General features: G+C 62.6%; 9 protein-coding genes. 8 read left to right on the top strand and 1 reads right to left on the bottom strand.

Features of this window, described 5'->3' with window-relative positions:
• From BN1233_RS48930 to BN1233_RS50330, 3 genes are all read left to right on the top strand, one after another.
• Positions 1 to 279 (top strand): hypothetical protein (locus tag BN1233_RS48930; protein WP_046869187.1); only part of this gene is annotated, 279 nt, incomplete at its 5' end.
• Positions 280 to 376: 97 nt separating this feature from the next.
• Positions 377 to 619, top strand: coding sequence for a hypothetical protein (locus tag BN1233_RS50335; RefSeq protein WP_052764124.1), 243 nt, complete (start codon positions 377 to 379; stop codon positions 617 to 619).
• Between the two features lie 194 nt (positions 620 to 813).
• Complete coding sequence (locus tag BN1233_RS50330; RefSeq protein ID WP_048710653.1) at positions 814 to 1047, top strand: transposase; 234 nt, start codon at positions 814 to 816, stop codon at positions 1045 to 1047.
• A 74-nt stretch (positions 1048 to 1121) separates the two neighbouring features.
• Here BN1233_RS50330 and BN1233_RS39685 read toward each other — a convergent pair whose 3' ends face one another.
• The gene (locus tag BN1233_RS39685) at positions 1122 to 1781 is read right to left on the bottom strand and encodes a TetR/AcrR family transcriptional regulator (RefSeq protein WP_048710650.1); all 660 of its coding nucleotides are present in this window, start codon (positions 1779 to 1781) and stop codon (positions 1122 to 1124) included.
• Positions 1782 to 1882: 101 nt separating this feature from the next.
• On the opposite strand from BN1233_RS39685, the gene BN1233_RS39680 reads away from it, so the two are divergent.
• Genes BN1233_RS39680 through BN1233_RS39660 form a run of 5 tightly spaced genes read left to right on the top strand, consistent with a single transcriptional unit; the run spans position 1883 to position 6869 of the window.
• On the top strand, positions 1883 to 3403 hold the full coding sequence (locus BN1233_RS39680) for an acyl-CoA synthetase (protein ID WP_046869186.1): 1521 nt from the start codon (positions 1883 to 1885) through the stop codon (positions 3401 to 3403).
• The gene (locus tag BN1233_RS39675; RefSeq protein WP_046869185.1) at positions 3404 to 4567 is read left to right on the top strand and encodes a thiolase C-terminal domain-containing protein; all 1164 of its coding nucleotides are present in this window, start codon (positions 3404 to 3406) and stop codon (positions 4565 to 4567) included.
• Complete coding sequence (locus tag BN1233_RS39670) at positions 4560 to 4907, top strand: Zn-ribbon domain-containing OB-fold protein (RefSeq protein ID WP_046869184.1); 348 nt, start codon at positions 4560 to 4562, stop codon at positions 4905 to 4907. The genes BN1233_RS39675 and BN1233_RS39670 overlap by 8 nt, the downstream gene beginning before the upstream one ends.
• Positions 4907 to 5704: an enoyl-CoA hydratase/isomerase family protein gene (locus tag BN1233_RS39665; protein ID WP_046869183.1), complete on the top strand. Its 798-nt coding sequence runs from the start codon at positions 4907 to 4909 to the stop codon at positions 5702 to 5704. The genes BN1233_RS39670 and BN1233_RS39665 overlap by 1 nt, the downstream gene beginning before the upstream one ends.
• A 25-nt stretch (positions 5705 to 5729) precedes the next feature.
• Positions 5730 to 6869 carry an ABC transporter substrate-binding protein gene (locus BN1233_RS39660; protein ID WP_187144478.1) on the top strand — a complete coding sequence of 380 codons (1140 nt, stop codon included), beginning with the start codon at positions 5730 to 5732 and terminating at the stop codon, positions 6867 to 6869.
• Positions 6870 to 6925: the final 56 nt, after the last annotated feature.

Below are 6925 nucleotides of genomic sequence, written 5' to 3'. Positions count from 1 at the left end.
ATGAAGACCGCGGAAGTCCATGGCCACAGCCTGCGCTGCGTGCGCCCGCTGATGGTTAACTCCGACCACGCGAACTTCGCGCTTGCGGGCATTCCCGCCTTCCGGCTCGTAGCTGGATTTGATGATCCTGCATCTAACTTAAGGCTGGTCCTCACGTCGGCGGACACGCGGGACAAGGTCGCACAGGCAGAACTCGCCGCCGCGGCGGATTTCGCTGCTGCGATCGTTTGCGAGGCCTGCGAAGTGCCTAAGGCGGAAGCGCAGGCATGGCGGAGCTGACCCTTGCCTTGCCGAGGCCTGTGCAAGGCAATTATTGATCCGGCCTGAGTGGTATTGAACTCCCTGGTCAATCGATCAGTGCGGCGGGATGAAACGTGTGGACATGCGCAAGCTGCCAGGAGCAGCGCAAGAGGAGCGTTGGCGGCAGGTGGTGGGACTGCGTGAGAGCGGCCTGACGTATGATGCCTTTGTCGCGCAGGTGGGCCTGACCCGGACAGGCGAGTTCAACATCTGCCGCCGCTTCGCCGCACAGGGTCGGGCGGGATTGGCCAGCCGGCCGCGAGGCCCGGCTCGGGACGGTTTCTCGAGCCCCGGCAGGAAGCACAAATCCGCGCTCTGATACCCAGCATACGCCCGCCGAACTCGGTCTGCCCTTCGCGCTGTGGAGCCAGGCGGAGGCGAGTTGCGCTGGATGGTGCGCGACGGTGCCGCCACGGCACCGAACCTGATCCGTTTTCTCGGGCGCCTCCTCCAGGAAACCCACGCCAGGGATTCCTGATCTGGGATAACCTGCCCTTCCATCGGGCCCGCGCGGTGCGGGACTGGCTGGCCGAGCGCCAGGAACAGATCGAGGTCTTCCACCTGCCGCCCTACAGCTCCGAGCTCAACCCGGACGAGGGTCTGAAGCACGCCGCGACCCGCAAGCCGCCAGCCCGCAGCAGGCATGAACTCAAGCGCGCCATCATCAACCACATGCGCCGGCTGACAAAGCTTCCCGAACGGACCCGGATCTACTTCGGTCATGAGGCATTCCCTTATGCCGCGTAGTTCAAGATCTTCCAAGTCGGATCAGTGAGTCACTGGCTGACTGCCCGTGCATCCAGACGGGTTATGCAGCGATTTTAAGGGTCCATGGCCAATCCAGTCTTGAACAGACCAATGAATGCTTCAGTGATTTCTTCCGGGGAGTTTGGACCGTTCTCGCGATACCAAAGAGGGATCCAGTTGACGACACCAAGAGCGAATAGCGCTGCAAGCTGCGGGTTGCAGGCCACGATACTCCCGTCCTCGATCCCTTCGGAAATCAGCTTGCGTGTTGCTTGGCTGATCTTTGCACGGCGCTCGACAACTTCGGTGCGCTGTTCAGGCAGGAGCGAATCGACATCCGTGAGAACCGGGCAGGTGCCGAAATCACCAAAGATGCCCTGCATGTAACGTCGCAGGTAAACCACGAGCTTGTCGAATCCTTTCCCGCTATGGCTCCGGGCCATTGCGAGGCCGGCCTCACCGTGGTCCATCGCCAGCTGATGGCATGCGTAGAGGATATCCTGCTTACCCGGGAAGTACTGATAGAGCGTCGGCTTCGACACGCCGAGCGCCTTGGCGACCTCGTCCATGGAGGTGTTCGCGAAGCCGCGCCGGTTGAACGCCGAGGCGGCGGCCCGCAGGACAGCCTCCCGCTTGCGGCGACGCTGCTCATCTCGGTCGAAGGCAAGAAGCGCCGGGTCCTCGACCTCAGGGCGGGCGCCACTTCGCTCGGCGGGGGGGCTGTGCTGGGCCAACGGGAAGCTCCGGAGGTGGATTGGTTCGGACTTGCGGGCTCCCCCAATAGTAGCTACTCTGACTAAAAAGTAGAAGAGCTTTACTGGGGAGTAGGACGCCCATGAACCTGGCCTCGCTGCTGCTGGATGTCTCCCAGCGGCTGCCGCACCATCCCGCCATCACCGATCGCGGCAGGACCCGCACCTACAGCGAGTTTTCCGAGCGCAGTAGCCGCATTGCGGGATCGCTCCGCGCGATGGGACTGTCCCGTGGTGATCGCATCGCCCTGTGCATGGAGAATTGCGGCGAGTTTCTGGAGTGTTTGTTCGCGTGCTGGACCGCCGGCCTTTGTGCTGTGCCCATCAATGCGAAGCTGCATGCCCGCGAGGTCGAGCACATCGCCACGGATTCCGGGGCACGGGTCCTCATCACCACGCCGGGACTCGTGAACACGCTCGCGCCTCTGGCCGAAAGCGTCGAAGTCCTCAAGGCAGTGATCTGCACGCAAGCCGATGCCTACGAGCGGCTAGCGCGTGGCGACGCAATTGCCCCGGTCCCCGCAGAGCCGACGGATCGTGCCTGGCTCTTCTATACCAGTGGCACGACCGGTCGACCGAAGGGTGCAATCCTCAGCCACCGCAATCTGCTCTTCATGAGTCATGCCTATTACGCGGATATCGACGCCCTCGATCATGACGATGTGAAGCTTCATACCGGGCCGCTTTCGCACGCGTCCGGACTCTATGCCCTCCCGCACATGTTGAAGGGCGGACACCAAGTGGTTTTGCCGGGGTTTGAGGTCGGTGCCATCGCCGATGCGCTCGAGCAGTACCGCAACGTGACCATGTTCGCGGCGCCGACGATGCTCACGCGGCTCGTCCATAGCCCCGCAGCAACGCGGTTCCGGGTCGAGAACCTGAAAACGATCTACTACGGCGGCGGCCCGATGTACGTGGCCGATCTCGAGCGCGCGCTGTCGATCTTCGGTCCGCGCCTCTATCAGATCTACGGCCAGGGCGAGTCGCCGATGACCATCACCGGTCTCGACAAGGCCCTGCACGCCCATCCTCGTGGCCCGGACGACTTCCGCACCTGCGGCGTGCCTCGGTCGGGTGTCGGCGTGCGCGTCGTGGACGAGCAGGACCGGGACCTGCCGCCGGGCGAAGTCGGCGAGGTCATCACACGCAGCGACTGCATGATGGAAGGCTACTGGAACAATCCGAAAGCTAGCGCGGAGACGCTGCGAGGCGGCTGGCTCCACACCGGTGACCTCGGCAGCCTCGACGAGCAGAAATATCTAACCCTGCGCGATCGCTCGAAGGACATGATCATCAGTGGGGGCAGCAACATCTACCCGCGCGAGATCGAGGAAGTGCTTCTGCGCCATCCCGATCTCGTCGAGGTGTCCGTGGTCGGACGACCCCACGCGGAATGGGGGGAGGAGGTTGTCGCGTTCGTTGTCGCCCAGCCCGGGACCAACGTTGATCCAGATGCGCTCGACACCCTGTGTCTTGATCATATCGCCCGCTTCAAGCGACCGAAGGCCTATCGTTTCGTCGAGAGCCTGCCAAAGAACAACTATGGCAAGGTGCTCAAGACGGAGCTGAGGGCGTATCTCCAGAACGAGCAGGAGAAGGGTTGAATGCGCAAAGTCGTCGTCGCCGGGATCGGCTCGACTCCGTTCGGCCGTCACCCCGATACCCCCATCGAGACGCTCGCCGTGAGTGCTGCGGACGCCGCCATCAAGGAAATCGGTCTGCCCCGGTCGGAGATTGGAGCGGTCTATCTGGGCAACTTCGTCTCCGGACCGCTGGTTGGGCAGGAGGTACTCGCGGGACTGGTCGGAGATGGTCTTGGCCTTGGCCAGATCCCCTGCACCAAGGTCGAGGGAGCCTGCGCGTCGGGAGGGATTGCCTTCCGCCATGCCTGTCTCGCGATCGCCAGCGGGTTGTGCGACGTCGCCCTGGCGGTTGGCGTCGAGAAGATGAGCCATGCGGATACGCCAAGCGTTACGGCAGCCTTGAACTGCGCGATGGACAATCGCAGCGATGGTGTCAGCGGACTTACCTTCCCGGGCCTGTTCGGCCTTGCCTGGCAACTCCATGCCAAGCGCTACGGAACCGGACGGAGCGATGTCTCGGCCGTCGTGAAGAAGAACAAGCGCAACGGACTGCGCAACCCGCTTGCCCAGATGGGCGCGGCTCTCGACGATGATGAGATCAACCAGTCACCCTTGATCTGCGATCCCCTGCGGCTGTTCGATTGCTGCCCCGTCAGTGATGGCGCTGCCGCGGTGGTCCTCGTCGCCGCCGATAGAGTAGCGGACCTGGCCTGCCCACCGGTCGAGGTGCTCGCATCGGTCCAGACGCGCGGCTCGGCCCGCATTGCGGGTCATCCCGACTTGTGCAGCTTCGAGGCGACTGTCTCGGCCGCGCAGCAGGCCTACGCGCAGGCCGGAATCACGCCCAAGGACGTGAGCTTCGTCGAATTGCACGACTGCTTCTCGATTGCGGAGATCGTCGATTCCGAGGACCTCGGGATCATCCCGCGAGGGGAGGGGGCGATATGGGCACGCGACGGCCGGACTGCCGTGGATGGTGATATCCCGATCAATGCGAGCGGTGGCCTTTTGGCCAAGGGACATCCGGTCGGCGCGACAGGCATCGGCCAGATTTACGAGACAGTGCTGCAACTTCGGGGAACGCACCCAAACCAGGTTGCGAACGCCGAGATCGGTCTCACCCACAATCTCGGCGGCACCGGCGTCGCCTGCACCGTCAACATCCTGCGGCGCTTCGATGTCTGAACTCGGTATATCTCCTGCCCCCTCCGTTGCGGTTCTGATCTGCCAAGATTGCGGGCAGCTCGACCCTGGCCCGCGCGAGCTTTGCTCGGCCTGTGGCAGCAGTCGGCTTGTCGAACAGGTCGTCGAGGGACGTGGTCGGCTTGTCTCCTGGACGGTCATCCGGCGCCCGCCCACGAAATTCCGATCGGAAGCCCCTTACGCCATCGCCGTCGTCGATCTCGATGCTGGCGTGCGGATCACCGGTCGGCTCGGTGCCGTCTCCGACGACCTCGAACCCGGCGCCCCCGTCGTGCTCGAGGAGACCCGCGACGGCATTCATGTGTTCAAGAGGGATCAATAATGAGTGAGGACATCCTCTACGAGAAGCAGGGTCCGGTTCGGTTGATCACCATCAATCGGCCGGACAAGATGAACTCTCTTGATTTTGCCGCCAATGACGCGCTGGTTGCGGCATTCCGCGACTTCGAAGCCGATGCGGAAGCGCGCGTTGCTGTCGTGACGGGCGCAGGGGACAAGGCTTTCTGCGCCGGGGCCGACCTGAAGACCTATACGATGGACTTCGCCAACCGGCCGGCGCCGGAGTTTCGCCGCCGCTATACCGATGGACCCGGTTTTGGCGGCATCACACGCAATCTCGACATCTTCAAACCGATCGTGGCGGCGGTGAACGGCTATGCGATCTCGGGCGGATTCGAGTTGGCGCTCGCCTGTGATATCCGCTTTTGCTCGCCCAATGCCGAATTCGCGCTTCAGGATGTGCGTTGGGGCTTTCACGCCTGCGACGGAGGTCTGATCCGGCTGCCGCAGATCATTGGCCTCGGCCACGCCATGGAGATCATCCTGTCGGGCGAGCGCGTCAATGCCCAGGATGCCTACCGGATGGGACTCGTCAATCGAGTCCATGAACAGACCGATCTGCTCGAGAAGACCCTGGATTACGCGAGCCTCCTCGCTAGGCGTGCGCCGCTCGCACAGAGTTTCGCGAAAGAGGTCATCAAGCGGGCCGTCGGGTTGCCCATGGACGAGGCGTTGCGTCTCGAGTCCCGGTCCTTCTACGATCTCGGGCGCACCGATGATCTCGCCGAGGGCACGGCATCGTTCCGGGAGCGGCGCGAGGCGAATTTCCAGGGCCGCTGAGCCCAAACCCAAGGGAGTGAAACGCGTGTCATACAGGTTTACCGCCACAGCATTAGGCCTCGTGGTTGGCCTCTCAGCGAGCAGCGCGGTTCTAGCGCAGCAGAGTGTCAAAGTCGGTGTGGTGGAAGGCTTGAGCGGCCCACCGGCCATCACCGACTTCGGCGAATCCTATTTGCAGGGCATAAAGCTTGCCCTCAAGGATTACGAAGCCAAAGGCGGCAAGACCAAGATCGAGCTCGTCGTCTATGACGACGAGGCCAACCCTCAGCGTGCAGTCTCAGTGGTGCAGCGGTTGATCCAGAATGACGGAGTCCCGGCGGTTATCGGCACGGTCAGCAGTGGCAACGTGCTGGCTTTCGCGCCGATTTTGCAGCGGGCTAGTATTCCGCTCGTCGCCGGTCCCTCGATTGCCACCAACATCACGACTCAGTTTATCGACCAGAAGCCGAGTTTTATCTTCCGCTGTTCCATGGTCGAGAAGTTCCAGATCGAGGCCATGCTCGACTGGGCTGCCAAGAACTTCGACACGGTTGGCTTGATCCATTCCACGACCGGCTACGGCAACATCGCCGCTAAGGAGATCCAGGAGGGGATGAAAGCTCGTGGGAAGGAGCTCGCTGCCGTCGAGGCCGCTGCCCCGGGCGTCAATGATCTCACGCCTCAGATGATCAAAATGCGCGATGCCGGTGCCAAGCTCATCCTGAACTTCCACGAGAGCTTCGAGCTTGTCTACCGTCCAATGGCACGGCTCGACTATCGGCCGACCGTTGCTGGCAACTGGGGGTTGTCCTCGCGGAAGGTTGAGGAAATCGTTGGACGGGAGGCGCTCGAAGGCACCGTCATGGGTCAGGCGCTCGACCTCGGCGACCCGAAAGCCAAGGCATTCGACGAGCGGATGAAACAGGAATACGGTTCAGCCTACCGTTGGCCGGTCCTGGCAGCTCTTGGCTACGATGCCGGGCAGATCATGTTCAAGGCTGTCGACAAGGTCGGCAAGTCCGACCCGAAGGCGATCCGCGATGCTCTCGAAGCCATTGACGGGATTGAGGCTGTCTCAGCCACGCCTGCAAAACCGTTCAGCGCCAGTGACCATGAGTGCCTCGATCGCGAACATGTCTTCCTCGGTGTGTGGAAGAACGGCGAGGTTGTGCGCTTGCAGCAGTAGACTGTCCGCCGCTGCCGACGCTTAAGGGTGGCATCCAGAGCATTCTCCCTAGAGGG

Origin of the sequence: Microvirga massiliensis, assembly GCF_001006805.1 — a bacterium.
In the GTDB taxonomy this organism is placed as follows: domain Bacteria; phylum Pseudomonadota; class Alphaproteobacteria; order Rhizobiales; family Beijerinckiaceae; genus Microvirga; species Microvirga massiliensis.
This window is presented reverse-complemented; position numbering and strand designations above follow the sequence as displayed.